Origin of the sequence: Mycobacterium sp. 852002-51057_SCH5723018 (genome assembly GCF_001667035.1) — a bacterium.
Classification (GTDB): Bacteria; Actinomycetota; Actinomycetes; order Mycobacteriales; family Mycobacteriaceae; genus Mycobacterium.
Genome location: NZ_LZIR01000098.1, coordinates 76,849 through 100,339, shown reverse-complemented (window position 1 = coordinate 100,339; position 23,491 = coordinate 76,849). Strand labels below are relative to the sequence as shown.

Below are 23,491 nucleotides of genomic sequence, written 5' to 3'. Positions count from 1 at the left end.
ACCAGCCCAAGTCCTCAACCGAGTACTGTCGAACCCGACAACAACCACTGTTGCAACTAAACCCTGAATTCACCCCGAGAACGCGTCACGCAACGCACGCTCGGCGGCCCCGGCGGAAAGCGTTAAGATGCGGCCATAGCGCCACGCGAACGGATCCGGTCATGGGTAGATTTCATCGCCACGACGACGGAACCGTGCACACCCACGAACACGATGACCCGGGGCATGGGCACGGTGATCACAGCGGCTACCAAACGGGCAAGCAGCGCATCGACGTCCTGGAGGCGATCTTCGCCGAAAACGACGTGCTCGCCGATGCCAACCGGGCGGCATTCGACACCAACGGCATCCGCACGCTGAACCTGATGAGTTCGCCCGGGTCGGGAAAGACGACCATCCTGCAGGCAACGCTTGAAGAGCTCGCCGGCGAATTCGCGATCGGTGTGATCGAAGGCGACATCGCCACCGATCTGGACGCGGCCAAGCTCAGCGGTCGCGGCGCTCAGGTGTCCTTGCTGAACACCAGCAATGGGTTTGGCGGCGAATGCCATCTGGACGCGCCGATGGTCAACCGTGCGCTGCCCGGCCTCGACCTTCCCGGCCTGGACCTGGTGATCATCGAGAACGTCGGCAACCTGGTCTGCCCGGCGGAGTTCGACGTCGGCGAGCATGCCAAGGCGATGGTGTACTCGGTGACCGAGGGCGAGGACAAGCCACTGAAGTACCCGGTGATGTTCCGGTCGGTGGATGTGGTGCTGCTCAACAAGATCGACCTGGTGCCGCACCTGGATGTCGACGTGGACAGCTACATCGCGCACGTGCGCAAGGTCAACGCGACGGCCACCATCCTGCCGCTCAGCGCGCGTAGCGGGGCGGGCATGGGCGCCTGGTTTGGGTGGCTGCGACGGTTCGCGCGAGACCCCGACGCCTGATGCAATCGGTTCGCATGACGATATCTTGCGAACTACTTGCATGACAGTGGGATTGGCGGTGCTTTGTTAGCCGGGCTCGCCGGTTGGTGGCGCGCGGCCGGCCGGGCGCCGAAATCCGTTGCGGCACAAGGAGGATTGGCGTCCGCGAAAGCCTATAGAACGGCTGTGCATTTACCGGCAAGCCGTGGACCGTTGACAACGCTGAGCGGCGGGAGTAGACCCAAAACCAGCGCTGCGCAAGTGGGCCGATGGTCGACTCCTGCAGCGCAGGAGCCTTCAGCCCGGCTCCGGAAAGCTGCAGCATGCCAACAGAAGCGGCAGTCAAAGCAGAAGAGACATTGATTCATGTTCTATGGATTAATGCGGGCCTCAGTTGTGACGGAGATTCGGTGGCGTTGACTGCCGCCACCCAGCCCAGCGTCGAGGAAATCGCACTCGGTGCGCTCCCGGGCTTGCCGAAGGTCGCCGTGCACTGGCCCCTGATCGATTTCGAGTGCGGACCCAACGGGGGGGCGGACGATTTCCTCGCCTGGTTCTTCAAGGCCGACCGCGGCGAACTGGAGCCCTTCGTGCTCGTCGTCGAAGGGTCTATCCCCAACGAGAAGATCAAGGACGAGGGCTACTGGTGCGGGTTCGGCAACGACCCGGCCACCGGCCAGCCGATGACCACCAGCGAGTGGCTCGACCGGCTGGCGCCCAAGGCCACCGCGATCGTGGCAGTGGGGACCTGCGCCACCTACGGTGGCATCCACGCGATGGCCGGCAATCCGACCGGGGCGATGGGAGTGCCGGACTACCTCGGCTGGGATTGGAAGAGCAAGGCCGGCATCCCGATCGTCTGCGTTCCGGGCTGCCCGATCCAACCCGACAACCTGTCGGAGACGCTGACCTACCTGCTCTACATGGCCACTGGCCAGGCACCGATGATCCCGCTCGACGACGCGTTGCGGCCCACCTGGTTGTTCGGCAGGACCGTGCACGAGGGGTGTGACCGCGCCGGCTACTACGAGCAGGGTGATTTCGCCACCGAGTATGGGTCACCGAAATGCATTGTCAAGCTTGGCTGTTGGGGCCCGGTCGTGAAGTGCAACGTGCCCAAGCGCGGGTGGATCAACGGCGTCGGTGGTTGCCCGAACGTCGGCGGCATCTGCATCGGATGCACGATGCCCGGCTTCCCGGACAAGTTCATGCCGTTCATGGACGAGCCGCCGGGCGGCAAGCTCTCGAGTGCAGCGTCGGGACTGTACGGGGGCGTGATCCGAAGCCTGCGCGGCATTACCGGCCGCACGGTCGACAAGGAGCCGCGCTGGCGCCACAACGGCGACCAACTCACCACCGGAGCGCGCCGCACCTGGTAGGTCGGCACGCCACCCACCCCATTCGTACCGGAGCCGTAGGGCGTGAGAGCCCAAAGCGGAGATAGAAGTACTGCTATGACAACCATCACTCCCAAGCCCACCCACGCCAAGCGCGAACCCGGCCAGCTCGTCGACATGGCGTGGGACCCGATCACCCGGATCGTGGGCAGCCTCGGCATCTACACCAAGATCGATTTCGAGAACCGGGAAGTCGTCGAGTGCCACAGCACTTCGTCGATCTTCCGCGGCTACTCGATCTTCATGAAGGGCAAGGATCCCCGCGACGCCCACTTCATCACCAGCCGGATCTGCGGCATCTGCGGCGACAACCACGCCACCTGTTCGTGCTACACGCAGAACATGGCCTACGGCGTCAAGCCGCCGCACTTGGGCGAGTGGATCGTCAACCTCGGCGAGGCCGCGGAATACATGTTCGACCACAACATCTTCCAGGAGAACCTGGTGGGGGTGGACTTCTGCGAGAAGATGGTCGCCGAGACCAACCCGAGCGTGCTCTCCCTGGCGGAGAAAACCCCGGCACCGCACGCCGACGCGCACGGGTACAAGACGATCGCCGACATCATGCGGTCGCTCAACCCGTTCAGCGGGGAGTTCTACCGAGAAGCCCTTGTGGTCAGCCGCTGGACGCGAGAGATGTTCTGCCTCATGGAGGGTCGTCACGTGCATCCCTCCACGCTGTACCCCGGCGGCGTCGGCACCGTCGCCACCATCCAGCTGATGACGGACTACATGACGCGGCTGATGCGCTACGTCGAGTTCATGAAGAAGGTCGTGCCGATGCACGACGACCTGTTCGACTTCTTCTATGAGGCCCTGCCCGGGTACGAGAAGGTCGGGCTGCGCCGCACCCTGCTGGGCTGCTGGGGCTCCTTCCAGGATCCCGAGGTGTGCAACTTCGAATACAAGGACATGGAGCGTTGGGGCAACGCGATGTTCGTCACGCCCGGCGTGGTGGTCGACGGCAAGCTGGTCACCCACTCGCTGGTGGACATCAACCTGGGCATCCGAATCCTTTTGGGCAGTTCGTATTACGACGACTGGACCGAGCAGGAGATGTTCGTCAAGACCGACCCGCTGGGCAACCAGGTGGACCGGCGCCACCCATGGAATCAGCACACCAACCCGCATCCGCAGAAGCGGGACATGGAAGAAGGCGGCAAGTACAGCTGGGTGATGTCGCCGCGCTGGTTCGACGGCAAGGACCACCTGGCACTGGACACCGGCGGTGGCCCGCTGGCCCGGTTGTGGTCGACGGCGCTCGCTGGGCTGGTCGACATCGGGTATGTGAAAGCGACCGGGAACAGCGTCAAGATCAACCTGCCCAAGACCGCGCTGAAGGGCCCGGTGGAGCTCGAGTGGCACATCCCCAGGTACGGCAGCAACACGATCGAACGCGACCGGGCCCGCACCTACTTCCAGGCCTACGCGGCCGCGTGCGCACTGCACTTCGCCGAGAAGGCGCTCGCCGAGATCCGCGCCGGACGAACCAAGACCTGGGAGAAGTTCGACGTGCCCGACGAGGCGATCGGCTGCGGGTTCACCGAGGCGGTCCGCGGCGTGCTCAGCCACCACATGGTGATCCGGGACGGCAAGATCGCCAACTACCACCCGTACCCGCCCACCCCGTGGAACGCCAACCCTCGCGACAGCTACGGCACGCCGGGTCCCTACGAGGACGCGGTGCAGGGGCAGCCGATCTTCGAGGAGAACGGCCGGGAGAACTTCAAGGGCATCGACGTCATGCGCACGGTGCGCAGCTTCGACCCCTGCCTGCCCTGCGGTGTGCACATGTATCTGGGGAAGGGCAAGACCCTGGAGAGACTGCACACTCCCACTCAGTCACCCGCCGGGGAGTGACGCATGGCGGATCGCCCGAAAATCCCGGCAGGGAACCCCGAGAACGACGCGCAGTGGCGTACGGCGGGCGATCGGATCCAGACCCTCCTGGATTCCTGCGCGGCGAGTGGGCCCGCCGCGTATGAACGCGCCCAGCAGTTGGTCCGCGAGGTCGTCGGGCTTTACGGGGCCGGGCTGGAGCGGATCGTTGCGGCCTGCGACCCCGGCGTGACCGAGCGGCTGGCCGCCGACGACCTGGTGGCCAGCCTGCTGCTGGTGCACGGGCTGCATCCGCACGGCGTGCGCCGGCGGGTGTCCGACGCGCTGGAGCGGGTGCGGCCCTACCTGGGCTCGCACGGCGGCGACATCGAGCTGCTGGAAATCACGGACGGGCCGGCGGGTGCCGGCGTGCTCCTATCGTTCAAAGGGAGCTGCAAGAGCTGCCCGTCCTCGGCGGTGACGCTGGAGCTGGCCGTCGAGGACGCGATCCGCGCGGCCGCACCGGAGATCTCGTCGATCGAGGTGGTCACGGCCGAACCCGCTGGCGTGATTCCGGCCGAATCCCTGCTGGCGCCCATGCGTTCGAAGGGCCACAGCCATGCGGATGGTCACTCGCGCGCGATCTGGCACCCGGCGCCCGAACTTGCCGAGCTGCGGCCCGGCCAGGTGGCGGGGTTCCGCGTCGCCGACACCACGATGCTGGCCTGCCGGGTCGACGGTCAGACGTTCGCCTATCGGGATCTGTGCCCGGTTTGCCACGACACGCTGGCCGGTGCCGCGCTGCAGGGCGGCCTGCTCGAATGCCCGCGCTGCGGATCGCAATTCGATGTCGTGCACGCCGGCGCGGGCCTGGATCCGCACGGCGGCGCCCACCTCGAACCCCTCCCGCTGCTGACCCGCGACGGCGTGTTGTCGGTGGCGCTGCGGGACGAACCGGCGGGAGCCCCGGCATGACGCGCCGGCGACGATGCGGAGCGAAGCGATGAGGAGGAACGGCGCTCATGGCTAGCCCGTATGACGTGCTGGCCCGCGTCACCGACACCCGGCGGGCCCCCGAGCCCGAGGGCGAACGGTGCGAGATGTGCTCGGAGCTGATTTCCGACGACCATCAGCACGTGGTGAACGTGGCCGGCCGGCAGCTGCTGTGCGTGTGCCGGGCCTGCTATCTGCTGTTCACCGACTCGGAAGCCGAGCTGCGCTATCGGGCGGTGCCCGACCGGTACCTGGCGTTTCCGGGCTTCGCGCTGGATCGCCGCGCGTGGGAGGCGCTGCAGATCCCGGTCGGCGTGGCGTTCTTCTTCACCAACTCCGCGCTCGGACGCACCGTCGCGTTCTATCCCGGCCCGGCCGGGGCCACCGAGTCCGAGCTGGATCTGGACGCCTGGAACGCCATCGGCCGTGCCGACCCGCGGGTGCGGCTGCTGGCCGACGACGTCGAGGCCCTGCTGGTCCGGGTTCCCCAAAACGACGAAGCTGAAAGCGCCGAGCCGCAAACGTATCTCGTTCCGATCGACGCCTGCTACGAGTTCGTCGGGCGCCTGCGCATGATGTGGCGTGGGTTCGACGGCGGGCAGGAGGCCCGCGCGTTCCTCGACGACTTCTTCAAGCGCATCGAGGCCCGGGCGGTGACGACGCCGCCATGACCGGACAGCACATGGACGTCAACTTCGCCGTCCTCGACGTGGCCCCGGAGCCGTACACCGTCAGCCCGGTGCTGACCGCCCGCGTCAGCGTCGCCGCCGGCGGCCCAGATGGAGGGGACCCGGTGCACGCCATAGCGCTGCGCTGCCAGGTCCGCATCGAACCACTGCGGCGTTCCTACTCCGACACCGAAGCGGCCGGGCTGATCGACCTGTTCGGACCCCGTGAACGCTGGGCGAACACGCAACGCACGTTCCTCTGGCAGCATTGCACCGCGATGGTGCAGGGCTTCGCCGGTAACACGACGGTGGCGCTCCCGCTGGACTGCACCTACGACTTCGAGGTGGCCGCCGCCAAGTACCTGCACGCCCTGCGCGACGGTGCGCTACCCCTCCAATTCCTGTTCAGCGGAACCATTTTCGTCAAGTCAGAACGCGGGTTTTCGGTTCAACAGGTGCCGTGGGACTGCGAGTACCGCTACGACATGCCGGTCGCGGTCTGGCGGGATCTGATGGCCCAGCACTTTCCCAACACCGGCTGGGTGCGGCTGAGCCACGAAACCGTCGCCGCGCTGGCCGCCTACAAGTCGACGCAGGGGTTACTCGACCTCGACCACGCGATCACCTCACTGCTGGACGCCGACCGGGAGACGGCCGGATGACCTCGAACTGGGACCGGGCCCGCGCCGTCGCCGACGCGGTGCTCTACGAGGGCTATCTGCTCTACCCGTACCGCGGGACGTCGAGCAAGAACCAATCGCGCTGGCAGTTCGGCGTTCTAGGGCCGCCCGGCGCCGCCGCCACCGGCCTGGGCGAAGATGACACCCTCGCGGCGCAGTTTCTGGTCGACGGGGCCCAGGCGATCACCCTGACGGTGCGGTTCCTGCAGCTGCAGCACCGCATGGCCGAGCGCGAGATCAGCAAAGCCCAATTCGAAGCCCAATTCGAAGGCGAATTCGAGCCCGTCGGCGAGCTGACCACCCCGGCCGGGTCGTGGCTGACCTGGGACGAGGCGGTCGAATGCGAGAGGTCCTTCGGCCCTATCGCGCTGGACGGCCAGCGGTGGACGCTTCCGGTGGCGGCGGAAGAAGGAACCGACGTCGAAATCCTTGAGGGCGGACGGTTGGTACGCCAGCGGCGGGAGGTGCGTGGCGAGTTGGCGGTGACCAGCGAGCCGGACGGCGAGCTGCGCCGGGTGTCGGTGCGGGTCAGCAACCTCGGCGACGGCGGCGACGGCATGGCCGACGGAAAAGACTCGGTGATCGCACGGTCCATGATCGGAACCCACATCATCGCAGAAGTCGTTGGCGGACAGTTCGTTTCGCTGCTCGAGCCGCCGCCGGAGGCCGCCGACGCTGTGTCCCGGTGTAGCCAGCACCGCTGCTTCCCCGTGTTGGCGGGGCCGCCCGGCACCCAAGACACCCTGCTGATTTCGCCGATCATCCTCTACGACCATCCGGAAGTGGCCGAACAAAGCAGCACCGCCCTGTTTGACTGCACGGAGATCGACGAGATCCTCACCCTGCGCGTGATGACGATGACGGACGAGGAAAAGGCGCAGGCACGCGCCACCGACCCACGGGCCGCGCAGATCATCGACCAGTGTGACGCCATGTCGCCGGAGGCCATGGCTCGCTTGCACGGTGTGCTGCGGGATCCCCACGCGCTCACTGTCCAGCCTGCGCTGGTGCCCGAGATTCCCGAGGGCGTCGATTGGTGGGATCCACTGGCCGACAGCGCCGTGCGTCCCGAGATCGACGCGGTGCTGGTAAACGGGGTCAGGGTCGCCCGGGGCAGCCGGGTCCGATTGCGGCCACGGCGCAATGGCGACGCGCAGGACATCTTCGTCGCCGGCAAGACCGCCCGCGTCACGTCGGTGCATGAGGACGTGGAAGGCAACAAGCATGTCGGGGTGGTCGTCGACGACGACCCCGCCGCCGACATGCACGACTGGTACGGCCGCTATCTGTACTTCTCCCCCGACGAAGTGGAGCCACTCGAAGCGGGACAGCCCGCAAGGTGAAAGGAAATCGAAATGGAAGTCTTGGGTTGGATATTCATAGCCATCCTCGCGCTGATGGTCACGATCGGGCTCGTGCTCGGAGTGGTCTCGTTACCTGATGCCCGGCGCTACCTCAAGCTGAGGCGGATGTAGCCGACCGGACAATCAGATGACAGCACGCATCCTGGTGGCCGGCATCGGAAATATCTTTTTGGGTGACGACGGATTCGGTTCGGAGGTGGTCCGCAACGCCGAGATCCCGCAGGACGATCCCCGTGTCCGCGTCATCGACTACGGCGTCAGAGGCATGCACTTGGCCTACGACCTGCTCGAGGAATGGGACACCCTGGTGCTCGTCGACGCGGTACCCAGCCGGGGCAACCCCGGCACGCTGCACGTCTTCCAGGCCGACTGCGAACCCGATTCCTGCGCACAGGGTCTCGACGGCCACAGCATGGATCCGGCCGCGGTGTTCGCCAGCCTTCGAGCGCTGGGCGGCAATCCGCCCTACACGGTCGTCGTCGGCTGCGAGGCGGGCAGCGTCGAGGGGGGGATCGGCCTCACCGAGCCCGTGGCCAGGGCGGTCCCGCGGGCCGCGCGGGCCGTCGAGGAGATCGTCGCGGCGTTGCAAGCCCCCACGGCACCCACCGCGCCGGTGGACGGCTGAGCCATGTGCCTCGGCATACCCGGCGAGGTGATCCGGATGCTGGACGGCTACGAGGGACAGCTCGCGCTGGTCGACGTCGTCGGCGAGCGGCGCAAGGTCAACGTCGGCATGCTGCCGGAAGAGACGTTTTCGCCCGGCGACTGGGTGATCATCCACATGGGCTTCGCGGTCGAGAAGACGGACCGCGCCGGGGCGGAGCAGGCGATGGCCGGCCTCGAACTGATGGGCAGGGGCGGCACCGATCCGACGGACGGCCCGGGGGGCGGTTGAGATGACCGAGTCCCCCCTGATGATGCGGCCCGACGTCCGGCAGCGCGTCACGGTGACCGGTGTGGTCCAGGGGGTTGGCTTCCGGCCTTTCGTCCACCGAATCGCCAGCGAGCTGGGTCTGGCGGGATTCGTCGGAAACGATTCGGGCGCGGTCTTTCTCGAGGTGCAAGGCGACCGCGCGCGCGTGGACGAGTTCGGTCGACGGCTGCGCGCCGAGGCCCCGCCGCTGGCGCACATCGGCACCATCACGGTCGCCGACCTCACCGCCGACGCCGCGTGCGGACGTGATTTCCGCATCGTAGAAAGCCGAGTGAGCCGCACGGTCGCCGGCGGGACAACACCGATTCCGCCCGACATCGCGGTGTGCGACGACTGTGTCGCCGAGCTGTTCGACCCGCACGACCGGCGCTACCGGCACCCGTTCGTGACCTGCACCAACTGCGGGCCGCGGTTCACCATCATCCGCGAGCTGCCATACGACCGCCCCGCCACCACCATGTCGGCGTTCGTCATGTGTGAGCGGTGCGCCGCCGAATACCATGATCCGGCCGATCGCCGGTTCCACGCCCAGCCCATCGCCTGCCCCGACTGCGGGCCGTCGCTGCGGTTCCGATCGGCGGCCGGCCGCGTAGACGGATCGGATGCCGCGCTGGCGGCCACGCAGCGGGCGCTGGCCGCGGGCGCGGTGGTGGCCATCAAGGGCATCGGCGGCTACCACCTGGCCTGCGCCGCCGACGACGACGCGGCGGTCGGCGCGCTGAGGGCGCGAAAGGCGCGGGGCGCCAAGCCTTTCGCCATGCTGGTCCGCGACCTCGACGTCGCGCGCCGCTACGCGCACATCGGCGACGACGAGGCCGCAGTGCTGTCCAGCCCCGCGCGCCCGATTGTGCTGCTGCGGCGGCTCGCACGAAACGACACTGCGCGGGTAGCCGACGCCGTCGCGCCCGGCAGCCCGCTGCTTGGGCTGATGCTGCCCTACTCCCCGATCCATCACCTGCTGCTCGCGCCGGTGCCCGGTGCCGCCGAGCGGGTGCCCGACGCGCTCGTGCTGACGAGCGCCAACCGTTCCGACGAGCCGATCTGCTTCACCGACGGCGATGCCGCCGAGCGGCTTTCGGTGCTGTGCGACGCCGTCCTCGAGCACAACCGGCCGATCCACGTCCCGTGTGACGACTCCGTGGTGCGCGTCATCCGAGACCAGGACGGCGCTCGCGAACTGCCGATCCGCCGGTCGCGCGGCTACGCGCCGCTGCCCATCGATATGGGCCGGCCGGCTCCGGCCGTGCTCGCCGTGGGCGGCGAGCTGAAGAACACCTTCTGCCTCACCGACGGCTCGCGTGCCTACATGTCCGCCCACATCGGCGACATGGGCACCTGGGAGACGACGCGCGCGTTCGAGCGCGCGGTGAGTCAGCTCAGCGAAATACGGGGCGCACCAAGCCGAATCGCCGCCGATCTGCATCCCGGCTACCACACCCGGACCTGGGCGGAGCGTCACTCGGGCGATCGACCGCTGGACCTGGTGCAGCACCACCACGCGCACGTCGTCTCGCTGCTGGCCGAGCACCGGCGGATCGGAGAACCCATCGTCGGGGTCTCCTTCGACGGGACCGGTTACGGCTGCGACGAAACCATCTGGGGCGGAGAGATTCTGGCGCTCGGAACCGACAGCCACCATTTCGTCCGGGCCGGCCACCTGTTGCCGGTACCGCTGCCGGGCGGGGACGCCGCGGTGCGCAATCCGTGGCGCATGGCGCTGTCCCAGTTGTGGGCGGCCGGCGTTGACTGGACTGGCGACCTGGCGCCGGTCGCCGCGGCGGCTCCCGATGAATTGCGGCTCGTCCGTTCGCAATTGGAGAGCGGTTCGGGATGCGTGCCGTGTTCGAGCATGGGCCGGCTGTTCGACGCGGTCGCCTCCCTGCTGGGGGTGCGGCAGCGGATCGACTACGAAGGCCAGGCCGCCATCGAGCTCGAGGCGCTCGCGGAGTCGGTCGGCGCGCCGGCCGGACCGTCGCTGCCGCTCGTCGTGCGCGGCGACGGGGTGATCGACCCCGCCCCCATGGTGCGGGCGATCGTCGCGGCCCTGCGCGCCGGCACGCGCCCGGCGGTGCTGGCCGCGGCCTTCCATGACGCGGTCGCGGGCGCCGTTGCACAGCTGGTCGGTCAGGTGGCCGGCGAGGTGCGCCTGGTGGGCCTGACGGGCGGGGTGTTCCAGAACGTGCTGTTGCTGTGCGCGTGTCGTAATCGGTTGCGGCGGGCCGGATTCGAGGTGTTGACCCACCACACGGTGCCGCCGAACGACGGCGGCCTGGCGCTGGGCCAGGCCGCGATATCGATGCTCAAGGGGTGGGAAGAGGGCTGGAGAGAGGGGGACCGATGACCACCACCACCGCCATTGACCGCGGGCTGGGCGCCGAGTTGGCCGAGGACTTGGCCGCCACCGCCTTGACGCTGGCCAAGCGGTTCGCCGCGGGCGCCACCATGTGGTCCATCGCGCCGTCGTGGGAACCGCACGCGCTGCACATCGCGGTCGAGTTCGTGCACCCGGTGATCATGGGGAAACGGGCCCTGCCCGCGGTGGCGCTGACCGGGCCCGACCTGGTGGATCTGGTGCGGGTGTCGGCGCGACCCGGCGACATCGTGATCGCGGTCTCCGGCGCGGACGACCCGCAGGTGCGCTCGGTGATGCGCCGCAGCCCGGCGTGGGGGGCCACCACCATCTGGATCGGCTCCGGTGCACGACCCGCGGCGGGAATGGCCGACCACGTGCTGTGGCTGGACGATCCCGACCCACGGGTGCCGGCGACGGGTGGGTTCGTGTTGTTCTACCACCTGCTGTGGGAGCTGACCCACGTCTGTTTCGAGCATTCCGGGCTGCTCAAACCCGAACCCTCCGAGGAGGTTTGCCTCACCTGCAGCGACGAGGGGCGCCTCGGCGAGGTGGTGAGCCTGTCGGAAAGCGGGCAAGCGGCGGTGCGCACGGCGCAGGGCGTCGAGAACGTGGTCACCACGCTCGTCGACCCGGTGGCCGCCGGCCAGCTTGTCCTGGTGCACGCCGGCACGGTGATCAGTCGACTCGACGAGGAGGACGTCTCGTGAGTGACGAACCCACCAACTTTCTGTACCCCTTCATCGACGCCGAGGAAGATGACCCGCAATCGCTGCTCGCCGACCTGGCCGCGTCGGCGCAGGCCAAGGCGGCCGAAAGCCTGGCCCTGCGGCGCTCCAGTCTGGAAGCCAACGCCGACCTGTTGGAGGGGGCCGCCACCGAGATGGCGCGGCGTTTCGCGGCGGGCGGTCGGATGTTCACCTTCGGAAACGGTGGCAGCTGCACCGATTCCACGACATTGGCGCGGTTATTCGCCCGGCCACCGATGGGAAGGCCGTTACCGGCGTGGTCGTTGACCGCCGATCAGGCGGTCATGACGGCGCTGGGCAACGACGTCGGGTTCGAGCTGGTGTTCGCCCGCCAGTTGATCGCCCGCGCCAAGGCCGGCGACATCGCGATCGCCATGTCGACCAGCGGCGGTTCGCCCAACCTGCTCGCCGCGCTGGCCGAGGCGCGCCGGCGCGGCCTGTACACAATCGGTTTCGCCGGCTACGGCGGCGGTGCGTTCGTCGACAACCCAGACGTGGACGCCTGCTTCGTCGTTCGTTCCCAAAGCGTGCACCGGATCCAGGAATCCCAAGCGCTGCTGGGCTATCAGCTGTGGTTGAGCGTGCACGAACGATTCGGGGATAAGGGTTTGGGGGCAGCATGAGCAACCACGCGGGCGAGTACCTGTCGTCGGGACCGCGGTTCGGCGAGGGCGAGGTGATCGAGCGGATCGAGTCGTTTCGCCGGCGCCGTCCCCGGTTGCGCGACGAGCATGTGACGCTGGCGCACGGCGCCGGGGGGAAGGCGTCGGCGGCGCTGGTGGATGCGGTGTTTGTGGAGGCGTTTCGCAATCCGGTGCTGGAGTCGCTGGGTGACGGCGCGGTGCTGGCGTTGCCCGGTGGCGAGCGGCTGACGATGTCCACGGATTCGTTTGTGGTGTCGCCGCGGCGTTTTCCCGGCGGGTCGATCGGAGAGCTCGCCGTGAACGGCACCTGCAACGACGTGGCGATGGCCGGCGCGGTGCCGGCCTGGATCGCGGCGGCGTTCGTGCTCGAAGAGGGATTCCCGGTCGCGGAGTTGAAGGAGATCGTCGCCGACATGGCCGCCGCGGCCGCGGCGGCGGGGGTACAGGTCGTCACCGGCGACACCAAAGTGGTGCCCAAGGGCGCCGCCGACGGGCTGTTCATCACCACCACCGGCGCCGGCGTCATCCCGGAAGGCCGCGCCTTGTCGGCGTCGCTGGTGCGCACCGGGGACAAGGTGTTGTTGTCGGGGTCGATGGGCGACCACGGCATGGCCGTCATGCTGGCCCGCGGCGACCTGGCGATCGAGGCCGACATCGCATCCGACACCGCGAGTGTGAGCCCGCTGGTCGAGTTACTGCTGGCCGCCGCCCCATCGACGCGGTGGCTGCGTGACGCGACCCGGGGCGGGGTGGGCACGGTGTGCAACGAGTTGGCGCAGGCCTGCGGCCTGGGTGTGTTGCTCGACGAGGAGCGGCTGCCGGTGGCGCCCATGGTCAATGGGGCGTGTGAGTTGCTGGGGATCGACCCGCTCTATGTGGCCAACGAGGGCAAGTTCGTCGCCGTCGTCGCCCCCGAGGAAGCCGAGACCGGGCTGGCGGCGCTGCGCTCGCACCCGCTGGGCGCCCAGGCGGCCGAGGTTGGGCAGATCGTGACCGAACCGGCCGAAAGCGTCGTGTTACGAACCGGATTCGGCGGCACCCGCATAGTCGACATGCTCGTCGGCGATCCGCTGCCGCGAATCTGCTGAAAGGAGACTGAGATGTGTTTGGGGATTCCCGGCCGGATCGTCGAAATCACCGATCCGGCAAACTATCTGGCGAAGGTCGACGTCAGTGGGGTACAGCGCACGATCAGCGTGCGGCTGCTGGCCGACGACCTGCCCATCCCCGACGAGTGGGTGTTGGTCCATGTCGGGTTCGCGATGGCCAAGATCGACGAGACCGAGGCTCTGCTCACCCTGGCGGCCATCAAGAAACTCGGCGAGGCCTATGCCACCGAGATGGAAGCCTTCGACTCGTCCGCGATCGTCTGAGGAGGCGCCGCAATGAAATTCGTTGACGAATTCCGTGATCCGGCCGCGGCCCGCAAGCTGCTGGGCGCCATCGAGCATCTGGCGAGCGGCGGTGAGGAGTTCAAGTTCATGGAGGTGTGCGGTGGGCACACCCACACCATCTACCGCCACGGCATCGAACACCTGCTGCCCGACAACGTCGAACTGGTGCACGGCCCGGGGTGTCCGGTGTGCGTGATTCCGATGGGCCGCATCGACGACGCGATGTGGCTGGCCGGCCAGCCCGAGGTGATCTTCACCTGCTTTGGCGACATGATGCGGGTGCCCGGCTCGAACGGGAGCCTGCTGGACGCCAAAGCCAAAGGCGCCGACGTGCGGTTCGTCTACTCACCGCTGGACGCGCTGAAGATCGCGGTCGACAACCCCGACAAACAGGTGGTGTTCTTCGCCATCGGTTTTGAGACCACCGCACCCTCGACCGCGGTGACGCTGGTCCGGGCCCGCGACCTCGGACTGCCCAACTTCAGCGTGTTCTGCAACCACGTCACCATCGTCCCGCCGATCAAGGCCATCCTGGAATCCCCGGATCTGCGGCTCTCGGGGTTCATCGGCCCCGGGCACGTCTCGACCGTGGTGGGCAACCGGCCCTACCGGTTCGTGCCGGAGGTGTATCGAAAGCCGTTGGTGGTGGCCGGGTTCGAGCCGCTCGATATTCTGGCGGCGGTCGCCATGCTGTTGACCCAGATCCGCGAGGGCCGCTGCGAGGTGGAAAACCAGTACAAGCGGGTCGTGCCCGAGCACGGCAACCCCGCCGCGCTGGCGCTGCTGGGCCGCGTGTTTGCGCTGCGCCCGCACTTCGAGTGGCGCGGCCTGGGGTTCATCTCCCAAAGCGCCCTGCGGCTGCACGACGACTTCGCGGAGTTCGACGCCGAGTTGCGGTTCGCCATGCCCGGCGTGCGGGTCGCCGACCCCAAGGCCTGCCAATGCGGCGAGGTGCTCAAGGGAGTGCTCAAGCCCTGGGAATGCAAGGTTTTCGGCACCGCCTGCACCCCGGAGACGCCGATCGGAACATGCATGGTCTCCCCCGAAGGAGCCTGCGCGGCGTACTACAACTTCGGGCGCATGCACCGTGACGCCGCCAAACTCGTAGGCCGAACTTGACCACCACCCACACCCGCGGCGCCGAGATGTTCGCCCGATACGCGTATGCCCCCAACGCCCTGGGTTACTGCGGTCCCCCGCTGGGGGCCACGCTGCGCGATGGCTCCGTCGACGAGGTGCGCCGCGCGGCGACCAGGTTTTCCGGGGCCTGGCCATACCTGCGTGTGCTGTCTCAACTGACCGGAATCGCCGATCCGCTGGATTATCGGCTCGTTGAGTCGTACTGGCTCGGCGGCGGTCTCGGCGCCGAGCTGGACCCCCTAGACTTCTTCGACGCGCTGCTGGCCGTCATCGGCCCCCAAGCCGGCCACTACTGGACCCACCTCACCCCCGACCTCGCCCGCGAAGCCGCCCCCGACCACAACTTCCACGTGTTCGGCGTCTACCCCTGGACCCGGTTCTTGGGCCGGGGCATGGATGAGCAGCCACTCAATGTCCTCGACAACTGCCGAATCACCTGGGGCACAGTGGTTTCCCGCGCCGACGATGACGTCGAGGTGTTGTGCCGGAAGCTGGCGTGGAACGGCCGGGAGCTCGCGCTGTCCGAGCCGTCGGTGCGCCGGCTCGACATCTGGGCCGACGGGTACAGCGCGGTGCCCGACGTCGCCGTCGGCGACGAGGTCGCGGTGCACTGGGGCCGGCTGTGCGGCCGGCTCGCGCCTGAGCAGCTTCGCGCGCTCGCCGACAGCACCGAACGTCAGCTGCGGGTGACGAGCCAGCGGCTCGCGCACGTGTAGTTCAAGCCGGGCTGTCAGCGCCGGGATATTTGACGGCCGCTCAAAGGGGATGCGCGGCGAAGTAGTCTGTGCCACATGACCCAAGGCACTTCGCCACCGCCGAACGGGCCTGAAGAGGAGCCGGACAAAGCAAGCCCGGACAACTCAACCAAAGATGCCGGTCCGCCGCGGCCGAGCACCCGCGAGCAAGAAGCGGCCAAGTCACGCTCACGCCGCTCAAACGAGTTCTGGTTAGCGCTGGCGGGAATATTTGCGACCGTAGTGGTGGGTGTGACGGCCAGTAGCCTGGCCTACCGTGCATCCGGCAACCAAATCAAAGCTGAGACGGACCGCGTCGCCGTCCAATTCAGCAAGGAGCAGCGAAAGTCCGCGTACGCAGATTTTCTCACCGCATATACCGATTTGTCAGAAGTAGAGTTCGAATTCACTCATCAATTGGCGAGAACCGATGACTTCGAGATGAGTGCGGTGGTCGACAAAAGCGCTGCTTACGCCACCCAGAGCGGCAAGTGCCGAAGCGCCTCGGCGACAGTCGAACTCATCGGTTCAGCTGCAGTTGATAAAGCGCGAGGAGAACTCGTTGATAAGCATAACGATATACAGAACTTAATCCAGCCGCTGGCTCTGGCGATTGCCAAGGCCGGCAATCCCCGAAGTTACGGAGGCAAGGTGTCAGAATTGCAAAGAGTCGTAGAAAAGGTGCAACGCGATGACGACCGTCTGCGACAAGCTTTTATCGAGGCAGCCAAGAGAGATCTTGGCTTCGTCGACTAGCGGCGCGACTCGCCGTCAAACCGGTCCAGCGCCCGGTTCGATCTGCGACGTGCTGCCCGCCGCGGCGGCGTTGCTCGGTGCGCCGGGCGCTGTCGACAGCCTCGGCGTCGCGGAATCGGTGGGCGCGAAGGATCGCGTAGCGGTGGTATTGGTCGACGGACTTGGTTGGCACCTGCTCCCGCAACTGGCCGGCAGCGCACCCCTGCTCGCGTCCGTCCTGGCCGGTGGCGCGGGACGGCTCAGCGAACTCACCTGCACCTTTCCGTCGACCACCCCGAGCAGCCTGGTGTCCCTGGCCACTGGAGCCCAGCCCGGCGAACACGGCATCCTCGGTTTCACGCTCAACGTGCCCGGCACCGACAGGGTGCTCAATCACATCCAGTGGCGCGACGACCCGCCGCCCGCCGAATGGCAACCGCTGCCCACCTGGTTCGAACGGCTCGGGCGGGCCGGCATCGGCGCGCGCGCCGTGCTGCCCGCCGCTTTCCTGGGCAGCGGACTGACCGACGCGGCGTATCGCGGCGCCCGCTTTCGCCCCACATATCCGGACGACGACTACGCCCAGCAGCTGACTGACGAGCTGAACGCGGCGCCGGGCCTGGTCTATGGCTACATCGCCGACCTGGACACCGCGGCCCATGTGTTCGGCATCGGCTCCGTCCAGTGGCACGAAGCGGCGGCTCGTGTCGATGCGCTGCTGACCCGGCTCGTCGAGGCGCTACCCGCGAGCGCGGCGCTGCTGGCGACCGCCGACCACGGCGGTCTCAACGTCCCGCCGGAGGCCCGCTTCGACCTCGACACCGACCCCCGGCTGGCGGCGGGGGTGCGGGTGGTCGTCGGCGAGCCACGGGTGCGCTACTTGCACACCCAACCCGGGGCCGCCGCCGACGTGCAGGCGGCGTGGAGCGAGGCGCTCGACGGTTCGGCACAGGTGTATAGCCGTGAGCAGGCCGTGGCCACCGGCATGTTCGGGCCGGTCAACCCAAGACATCTGCCGCGGATCGGCGACGTCGTCATCGTCTGCACCGGCGACGCCGCCGTGCTGGCGACCGGCCACGAGCCGCCGGAGGCGGCCCGCCTCATAGGTTTTCACGGCGCCGCGACCGCGGTGGAAATGGCCATCCCGTTAATCGCTTTCACGGGCGACCGCAATCACAGCTGAAATGGGCTAGCGCCTCGTCGGGGACCACGCGCGACGCGCTGGGGTGTGTGAAGCATTACATGAACGAGGCGATGTAACCCCGACGTCTATGGGTTGAAGTAGACGTGAGTGTTTTGGGGCAGACGCAGATGAATTTCATGATGCTGGCGCCGGAGATCAACTCCGGACGCATGTACCGAGGTGCCGGCTCGGGATCGATGATCAAGGCCGTCATTTCTTGGGACCGGCTGGCCGCAGGCCTGCACGCCGCAGCGGCCAAGACGCCAAGGACGGAAGCCACGGCGCCCTACATCGATTGGCTGAACGCGAGCGCGGCACGGGCCGGGCAAGCCGCCGCCCAGGCCGCGGCGGCCGCCAACGCCCATCAGTCGGCGTTGGCGGCGATGGTCGCCCCGCCGATAATCGACGCCAACCGTGCGGAGCTGAGGTCGCTGGTCGCGGCAAACCGCCTCGGCCAAGCCGGCCCGGAAATCGCGGCGACCGAGGCCGAATACGAACGGATCTGGGCCCAGGACGTCGCCGCCATGTACGCCTACGCCACCGCCTCGGCGAAGGCATCGACCATGACGCCCTTCACCCCGCCGCCCACTTCCGCCGCCGGCGGAGCGCCTCGCACGTGGGCACTGCGATCGGCGCCGGAGGTCGTGTCGACCGGCCTAGCTGTGATCACAACCATTCCCCTGGCGCTGCAGGCGTTTTCGCTGTCGCCGGTGGCCTCGCTCGATGCGTCCCTGGGTCCGGTGACGTCGTCCCTGTCGAGGCTGGGCTCGCTGAGCGCGCCGTCGGGCGTGGCGATCAGTCAACTGAATTCGCTCAACAAGGCGGCGGCCTTGCGCTGGCTCCTACCGAACCAGGGTGGCGCCCGTGGCGCGCCGATCGCTGCGGCGTTCGGCAGCGCGACGTCGATCGGCGCCCTGTCGGTCCCAGCGGCCTGGGCGGCCGCGGCACCAATCCCCGTCTACCGTGGCACCGTCGCGTAGGGGCGCTCAGAGCGGAGTGACGTAGGCGGAGCTGATGCCGCCGTCCACCAAGAACGTCGACGCGGTGATAAACGACGCGTCATCGCTGGCCAAAAATGCTACGGCGGAAGCGATTTCGTCGGGCTCGGCGAAGCGGCCCAACGGAACGTGCACCAGCCGGCGGGCGGCCCTTTCGGGGTCATTGGCGAAAAGCTCTTGCAACAGTGGGGTGTTGACCGGTCCTGGGCACAGCGCGTTGACCCGGATGCCCTGCCGGGCGAATTGCACACCCAGCTCCCGCGACATGGCCAGCACCCCGCCCTTGGAGGCGGTGTAGGAGATCTGCGACGTCGCCGACCCCAGCACGGCGACGAACGACGCAGTGTTGATGATCGAACCCTTCTGCGCGGGCACCATGTGGCGCAGCGCGGCCCGGCAGCACAGGTACACCGAGGTGAGGTTGACGTCCTGGACTCGTTGCCACGCCGCAAGTTCGGTGTTCTCGATCAGGTCGTCCTCGGGCGGTGAGATCCCCGCGTTGTTGAACGCGACGTCGACCCGGCCGTAGGTTTCGGCCGCGGCGTCGAACAGCGCGTTGACCGCGGCCTCGTCGGAAACATCCGTGGGCACAAACAAACCCGACAGCTCCCGCGCCGCCCCGGCGCCGGCGTCGCGGTCGATGTCGCCGACGACGATGGTCGCGCCTTCGGCGCGCATCCGCCGTCCGCCGGCCAAACCGATTCCGCTGCCACCGCCGGTGATGACCACTACCCGGCCGGCCAGCCGTCGCGTCAGGTCCATCACGGTCCCTCCTTGATCGCGATGAAGACGTTCTTGGTTTCCGTGAAGTGCAGCGGCGCGTCCGCGCCTAGCTCGCGGCCCAGCCCCGACTGCTTGAAACCGCCGAACGGCGTGTGGTACCGGACCGACGAGTGCGAATTCACAGACAGGTTGCCGGCCTCGACCGCCCGCGATACCCGCAGCGCCCGGGACAGGTCGTCGGTCCAGACCGATCCCGACAGGCCGTAGGCGGTGTCGTTGGCCAACGTGATGGCGTCGTGTTCGTCGCCGAAGGGCAACACGGTGACGACCGGGCCGAAGATCTCGTCGGTGACGCTGCGGTCGGTGCGCTGCGGGGTCAGAACCGTTGGTGGGAACCAGAATCCGCGGCCGGCCGGTGCGGTGCCGCGGAACGCGACGGGGGCGCCGTCGGGCACGTAGGAGGCCACCTTGTCGCGGTGCGCGCCCGACACCAATGGGCCCATCTCGGTGTCGCGGGAGCTGGGGTCGCCCACGGCGATGGCCTTCACCGCGGGCTCGAGCAGTTCCATGAACCGGTCATAAACGCTGCGCTGCACCAGGATCCGGCTCCGTGCGCAGCAGTCTTGCCCGGCGTTGTCGAACACGCCGGCGGGCGCGGTTGCCGCCGCGCGCTCGAGGTCGCAGTCGTCGAAAACGATGTTGGCGCTCTTGCCGCCCAGCTCCAGCGTCACCCGCTTGACGTTCGCCGCCGCGCCGGCCATCACCCGCTTGCCGACTTCGGTGGAGCCGGTGAACACGATCTTGCGAACGTCCGGGTGGGTGACGAACCGCTCCCCCACCACCGCGCCCCGTCCCGGCAGCACCTGCAGCAGGTCGGCGTCCAGCCCGGCCTCGACGGCCAGCTCGCCCAGCCGCATCGTCGTCAGCGGCGTCCATTCGGCGGGCTTGACCAGCACCGCGTTGCCCGCGGCCAGCGCGGGCGCGATGCCCCAGGACGCGATCATCATCGGAAAGTTCCACGGCGTGATGATCCCGACCACGCCCAACGGTTCGTGAAAGGTGACGTCGAGTCCCCCAGCCACGGGAATCTGCTTGCCGGACAAGCGCTCCGGGCTGCCCGCGTAGAACGCCAGCACGTCGCGCACGTGACCGGCCTCCCACTCGGCCGCGGTGATCGGGTGTCCGGAATTGGCCACCTCGAGGGCGGCCAGTTCGCCGGTGTGGGCGTCGACCGCGGCGGCGAACGCCCGCAGGGCCGCCGCGCGGTCGGCCGGCGCCAACCGCGCCCAGCGCCGCTGGGCCACCCGCGCCCGCCGCACGGCGTCGTCAACCGCGGCGGCGTCCAGCAACTCGACCGAACGCAACGCTTCCTCGGTCGCGGGGTTGATCAGCTCCGTCGCGGTCATCGGCCGGCCGCGTGCGATCGAGCCGCCTCCACCACCGCCTTGAACAGCCGCAGGTCGTCGAGCGACTTCTCCGGGTGCCATTGCACCGCGAGCATGAAGCTTTCGCCGGGCAGCTCCACCGCCTCGACCACGCCGTCGGGGTCCCACGCGCTGACCACCAGCCCCTCTCCGACCTTGTCGATCGCCTGGTGGTGGTAGCACGGCGCGTCGGCGCATTCCCCGATCAGCGCGGCGAGTCGGGTGCCCGCCACGGTGCGAACCGGCAGCCTGGTGAACACCCCGTTGCCCGCCCGATGGCCGCTGTGGCCGAGGACGTCGGGAAGGTGCTGGTGCAGCGTGCCGCCGAACGCGACGTTGAGCACCTGCGCGCCGCGGCAGATGCCCAGCACCGGAAGCCCACGGTCCAGCGCCCCGCGCAGCAGCGCGAATTCCCAGGCGTCGCGGTCGGTGCGGGGGCGATCGGTGGCCGGGTGCGGTTGCTGGGCGTAGCGCTCGGGGTCGACGTCGTAGCCGCCGGTGATCACCAGGGCGTCCAGGCCGTCGAGCAGGCTTTCTACTATCTCGGGGTCCAGCGGCTGCGGCGGCAATAGCACCGCGATGCCCCCGGCCATCGTGACGCCCTCGAAGTAATCGGCCGGCAGGTAACCGGCGGGGATGTCCCAGGCCCCGGTCTGGATCTGTTCGAGATAGGCCGTCAGGCCCACCACCGGCCTCGCCCTACAGCCGCTCAAAGCCACGCATCCTTTCCCAATCGGTGACCGCTGCGTTGTACGCCGTCAGCTCCACGTGGGCGTTGTTCAGGTAATGCGCGACGACATCCTCACCGAACGCCTCGCGGGCCAGCGCCGACCCGGAGAACAGCGTGGCGGCCTCGGCCAGCGTGGCCGGCAACCGCTCGACTCCCGTTGCGTCATAAGCATTGCCGGCGTAGGGCTCGGGCGGCTCGAGGCCCCGTTCGATACCGTACAGGCCGCCGGCGACGAGCGCCGCCACCGCCAGATAGGGATTGACATCGCCGCCTGGGACGCGGCATTCCACCCGTTTGTTGCGCCCGTGCCCGACCACCCGCAACGCACAGGTGCGGTTGTCCAGCCCCCAGGCCACCGCGGTGGGCGCGAAGCTACCGTGGGCGAATCGCTTGTAGGAGTTGATGTTTGGGGCGTAGAACAGGGTGAACTCGCGCAACGTCGCCAGCAGCCCCGCCAGGAAGCCGGAAAATGTCGGCGACATGCCGTGCGGGCGGGAGCTGTCGGCGAACACGGGGCTGTTCTCGGCGCCGTCATTGCCGCGCAGCGAGAGGTGAATGTGGCAGCTATTGCCTTCGCGCTCATCGTATTTGGCCATGAACGTCAGGCTCTTGCTGTGCTGGTCGGCAATCTCCTTGGCGCCGTTCTTGTAGATGGCGTGGTTGTCGCAGGTGACCAGCGCCTCGTCGTAGCGGAAGCCGATCTCCTGCTGTCCCTTGTTGCATTCGCCTTTGACGGCCTCGAACCGCAGGCCTGCCCCCTGCATGCCCCGCCGGATGTCGTGCAGCAGCGGTTCCATCCGCGACGACGCCAGGATCGCGTAGTCGATGTTGTAGTCGCTGGCCGGTGTCAGCCCGCACCAGCCGGCGGCCCATGCCTCGCGATACGACTGGTCGAACACGATGAACTCCAGCTCCGTCGCGACATCGCCGACCAGCCCGCGCTCGCGGAGCCGGTCGAGCTGGCGCCGCAGGACAGCCCGGGGCGCGACCGCGACCTCGCTGCCGTCGGCCCAACCCAGGTCGGCGATCACCAGGGCCGTGTTGGGCAGCCATGGGGTCAGCCGCAGGGTGGACAGGTCCGGCCGCATCACCATGTCGCCGTAGCCGGTGTCCCAGCTCGACATCGCGTAGCCGGCCACCGTGTTCATGTCCACGTCGACGGCGAGCAGATAGCTACAGCACTCGGCGCCGTCGGCGGCGACCTCGTCGAGGAACAGCCGGGCGGCCACCCGCTTGCCGACCAGCCGGCCCTGCATGTCGGTGAACGCGACGATCACGGTGTCCACCGCGTCGCTTGCCACCAGTTCTTGCAGCGCTCCCAACGACAACATCGGGGAATCCCGACCAGCTACCAGGTGCTGGTGCGCAAGACGATCTCGGCCGCCAACTGCGCGGTCGACTCCTGCACGTTGCGCCGGCCCAGCTCGACCAGGCGGTATTCGGCGTACACGAACCGCTGGCTGGCCCGCGCCACCGACCGAGCCGCCGCGGAGCTGACCAGCACGGTGGTGCCGATCTCCACCGGGGGGCAGTGTTCGTCCTGAACCACACCCTTGGGGTCGGCCACCTGCGGATGTCCGCGGTCGATCACCACCAGCCCGACAAACCGGCCCAGCTTGGTTGCCGCGAGTTCCCAGGCGAGCTCACCGCCGGCGCGGTCGCCGACGACGACGGCCCAGCCGATGCCCAAAGCATCGAGGATGCCGACGACGGACTTGGGGGTGAGCCGCTCATGGTGGCCGATGACGACGGTGCGAAGCGATGCGGTATGCAGCCGCTCGCACACCGCGTCATAGGCGACCGGCGCACGCTGACCGTCGCCCAGTATGACGACGACAATGCCGTTCTCCGGGCCGGCTACGGCCACCGGGACAGGAAACCCGTCGAGCGTGGTCATCATGGAGGACACTCACGCACGCTAC

Annotated in this window: 24 protein-coding genes; 19 read left to right on the top strand and 5 right to left on the bottom strand. The window is 68.1% G+C overall.

Annotated elements, in window-relative coordinates; all coding sequences use genetic code 11:
• Positions 1–161: 161 nt before the first annotated feature.
• The 19 genes from hypB (at position 162) to A5764_RS21125 (ending at position 18,674) form a co-directional block, all read left to right on the top strand.
• The gene (hypB, locus tag A5764_RS21210; RefSeq protein WP_067116681.1) at positions 162–932 is read left to right on the top strand and encodes a hydrogenase nickel incorporation protein HypB; all 771 of its coding nucleotides are present in this window, start codon (positions 162–164) and stop codon (positions 930–932) included.
• 302 nt (positions 933–1,234) lie between these two features.
• The gene (locus A5764_RS21205) at positions 1,235–2,290 is read left to right on the top strand and encodes a hydrogenase expression protein HypE (protein WP_067116680.1); all 1,056 of its coding nucleotides are present in this window, start codon (positions 1,235–1,237) and stop codon (positions 2,288–2,290) included.
• A 75-nt stretch (positions 2,291–2,365) separates the two neighbouring features.
• Positions 2,366–4,168: a nickel-dependent hydrogenase large subunit gene (locus A5764_RS21200; protein WP_067116675.1), complete on the top strand. Its 1,803-nt coding sequence runs from the start codon at positions 2,366–2,368 to the stop codon at positions 4,166–4,168.
• Between the two features lie 3 nt (positions 4,169–4,171).
• Complete coding sequence (locus A5764_RS21195; protein WP_067116672.1) at positions 4,172–5,101, top strand: NifU family protein; 930 nt, start codon at positions 4,172–4,174, stop codon at positions 5,099–5,101.
• Between the two features lie 47 nt (positions 5,102–5,148).
• Positions 5,149–5,790: a DUF5947 family protein gene (locus A5764_RS21190; RefSeq protein ID WP_067116669.1), complete on the top strand. Its 642-nt coding sequence runs from the start codon at positions 5,149–5,151 to the stop codon at positions 5,788–5,790.
• On the top strand, positions 5,787–6,449 hold the full coding sequence (locus tag A5764_RS21185) for a DUF6084 family protein (protein WP_067116665.1): 663 nt from the start codon (positions 5,787–5,789) through the stop codon (positions 6,447–6,449). Before A5764_RS21190 ends, A5764_RS21185 begins: the two co-directional genes overlap by 4 nt.
• The gene (locus A5764_RS21180; protein ID WP_067116662.1) at positions 6,446–7,810 is read left to right on the top strand and encodes a hypothetical protein; all 1,365 of its coding nucleotides are present in this window, start codon (positions 6,446–6,448) and stop codon (positions 7,808–7,810) included. The genes A5764_RS21185 and A5764_RS21180 overlap by 4 nt, the downstream gene beginning before the upstream one ends.
• 148 nt (positions 7,811–7,958) lie before the next feature.
• A complete protein-coding gene (locus A5764_RS21175; RefSeq protein ID WP_067116659.1) occupies positions 7,959–8,456 on the top strand; it encodes a hydrogenase maturation protease in 498 nt (165 codons plus the stop codon).
• A 3-nt stretch (positions 8,457–8,459) separates the two neighbouring features.
• The gene (locus A5764_RS21170) at positions 8,460–8,726 is read left to right on the top strand and encodes a HypC/HybG/HupF family hydrogenase formation chaperone (protein ID WP_067116656.1); all 267 of its coding nucleotides are present in this window, start codon (positions 8,460–8,462) and stop codon (positions 8,724–8,726) included.
• 1 nt (position 8,727) lies between these two features.
• Positions 8,728–11,106 (top strand): carbamoyltransferase HypF, encoded by a 2,379-nt coding sequence (gene hypF / locus A5764_RS21165; RefSeq protein ID WP_067116654.1) that lies wholly within the window; start codon positions 8,728–8,730, stop codon positions 11,104–11,106.
• Entirely contained in the window at positions 11,103–11,825 is a 723-nt protein-coding gene (locus tag A5764_RS21160; RefSeq protein ID WP_067116651.1) for a HypC/HybG/HupF family hydrogenase formation chaperone, read from the top strand. The genes hypF and A5764_RS21160 overlap by 4 nt, the downstream gene beginning before the upstream one ends.
• Complete coding sequence (locus A5764_RS21155; RefSeq protein ID WP_067116648.1) at positions 11,822–12,487, top strand: SIS domain-containing protein; 666 nt, start codon at positions 11,822–11,824, stop codon at positions 12,485–12,487. Before A5764_RS21160 ends, A5764_RS21155 begins: the two co-directional genes overlap by 4 nt.
• Entirely contained in the window at positions 12,484–13,596 is a 1,113-nt protein-coding gene (gene hypE / locus A5764_RS21150; protein WP_082951830.1) for a hydrogenase expression/formation protein HypE, read from the top strand. The genes A5764_RS21155 and hypE overlap by 4 nt, the downstream gene beginning before the upstream one ends.
• A gap of 12 nt (positions 13,597–13,608) precedes the next feature.
• Entirely contained in the window at positions 13,609–13,881 is a 273-nt protein-coding gene (locus A5764_RS21145; RefSeq protein ID WP_067116645.1) for a HypC/HybG/HupF family hydrogenase formation chaperone, read from the top strand.
• Positions 13,882–13,893: 12 nt separating this feature from the next.
• Complete coding sequence (gene hypD, locus A5764_RS21140) at positions 13,894–15,021, top strand: hydrogenase formation protein HypD (protein ID WP_067116642.1); 1,128 nt, start codon at positions 13,894–13,896, stop codon at positions 15,019–15,021.
• Positions 15,018–15,758 (top strand): DUF6390 family protein, encoded by a 741-nt coding sequence (locus A5764_RS21135; RefSeq protein ID WP_255361117.1) that lies wholly within the window; start codon positions 15,018–15,020, stop codon positions 15,756–15,758. Before hypD ends, A5764_RS21135 begins: the two co-directional genes overlap by 4 nt.
• 75 nt (positions 15,759–15,833) lie before the next feature.
• Positions 15,834–16,532: a hypothetical protein gene (locus tag A5764_RS28495; protein WP_156664791.1), complete on the top strand. Its 699-nt coding sequence runs from the start codon at positions 15,834–15,836 to the stop codon at positions 16,530–16,532.
• A 40-nt stretch (positions 16,533–16,572) separates the two neighbouring features.
• Positions 16,573–17,694, top strand: coding sequence for an alkaline phosphatase family protein (locus A5764_RS21130; RefSeq protein WP_231989775.1), 1,122 nt, complete (start codon positions 16,573–16,575; stop codon positions 17,692–17,694).
• A gap of 104 nt (positions 17,695–17,798) precedes the next feature.
• Positions 17,799–18,674, top strand: a complete 876-nt coding sequence (locus A5764_RS21125) for a PPE family protein (RefSeq protein ID WP_156664790.1) — start codon at positions 17,799–17,801, stop codon at positions 18,672–18,674.
• Between the two features lie 6 nt (positions 18,675–18,680).
• Here A5764_RS21125 and A5764_RS21120 read toward each other — a convergent pair whose 3' ends face one another.
• From A5764_RS21120 to A5764_RS21100, 5 genes are read right to left on the bottom strand one after another with little or no spacing between them, the layout of a single operon-like run.
• Complete coding sequence (locus A5764_RS21120) at positions 18,681–19,457, bottom strand: 3-oxoacyl-ACP reductase (protein WP_197501656.1); 777 nt, start codon at positions 19,455–19,457, stop codon at positions 18,681–18,683.
• Positions 19,454–20,821 (bottom strand): aldehyde dehydrogenase, encoded by a 1,368-nt coding sequence (locus tag A5764_RS21115; protein WP_067116628.1) that lies wholly within the window; start codon positions 20,819–20,821, stop codon positions 19,454–19,456. The genes A5764_RS21120 and A5764_RS21115 overlap by 4 nt, the downstream gene beginning before the upstream one ends.
• Positions 20,818–21,573, bottom strand: a complete 756-nt coding sequence (locus tag A5764_RS21110; protein WP_231989774.1) for a gamma-glutamyl-gamma-aminobutyrate hydrolase family protein — start codon at positions 21,571–21,573, stop codon at positions 20,818–20,820. Before A5764_RS21110 ends, A5764_RS21115 begins: the two co-directional genes overlap by 4 nt.
• A complete protein-coding gene (locus A5764_RS21105; protein WP_067116620.1) occupies positions 21,539–22,900 on the bottom strand; it encodes a glutamine synthetase family protein in 1,362 nt (453 codons plus the stop codon). The genes A5764_RS21110 and A5764_RS21105 overlap by 35 nt, the downstream gene beginning before the upstream one ends.
• Positions 22,901–22,917: 17 nt before the next feature.
• A complete protein-coding gene (locus A5764_RS21100; RefSeq protein WP_067116617.1) occupies positions 22,918–23,469 on the bottom strand; it encodes an alpha/beta hydrolase in 552 nt (183 codons plus the stop codon).
• Positions 23,470–23,491 lie beyond the last annotated feature (22 nt).